The sequence below is a fragment of the Erwinia sp. ErVv1 genome (genome assembly GCF_900068895.1).
Taxonomy (GTDB): Bacteria; Pseudomonadota; Gammaproteobacteria; order Enterobacterales; family Enterobacteriaceae; genus Erwinia.
Window position 1 is genome coordinate 11,555 of sequence record NZ_CDPK01000026.1, and the last position, 738, is coordinate 12,292.

Genomic DNA, 738 nt, shown 5'->3' on the forward strand with positions numbered 1-738 from the left:
ATGCTATCCCCGATTTCATCATAAGGTGATGGCAATATAAGTGAAAAGCCAAAATCATCGTCAATAATGACTGAGCCATTAAATATACGTTGCTTTTCAGTTGAAGCAATAACCTCTTTCATCGATTGCCCTGTATGTAATATGTTTTTATACTTCCCTTTATATTCTTGATTGCAACCAATTGAGAAGATTAAACCTTCATGATTAGTGGCGATCGTTATAGTTTTATTNCCATCGTAGCGCCAGCGTGCCCCTCTCAGCCTCTGGAGCAGGTTCTGCCAGACTGTCTGTCCGGGTCTGTCCGTCTGGTTACCGGCCGCATCCCAGTGAAAATGCTCTTCCCTGAAACGAGACTGGTTGACACAGTGCGGCTTGACCGGGCAACCGCTAGCGCTCAGCTTGATGCCTGGTAAGGTGGTGATTCAGGTGCAACGAGGTAATATGCAGGAATAGCAACTGATAAAATTAGCCGTAAAGATCCAGAGAGGATTTTTACGGCTTTTATTTATGGTGGTTTTCTCAGTGCTTTTCAATGACTAGCTGTATCGAAGAGATTAACATCCAGCCTCATTCAATAACCTGATCGCCATGAAGAAAAATCAGAAACATATATTTCTTTAAATATCAAATCACTAGGTATATTTTCGATGCTATCCCCGATTTCATCATAAGGTGATGGCAATATAAGTGAAAAGCCAAAATCATCGTCAATAATGACTGAGCCATTAAATATACGTT

General features: G+C 41.1%; 1 protein-coding gene. It reads left to right on the forward strand.

All coding sequences use genetic code 11. From position 1 onward, the window contains the following. Positions 1 to 372 precede the first annotated feature (372 nt). Positions 373 to 453: a hypothetical protein gene (locus tag A1830_RS21980; protein WP_231877699.1), complete on the forward strand. Its 81-nt coding sequence runs from the start codon at positions 373 to 375 to the stop codon at positions 451 to 453. The last annotated feature ends 285 nt before the right edge of the window (positions 454 to 738 follow it).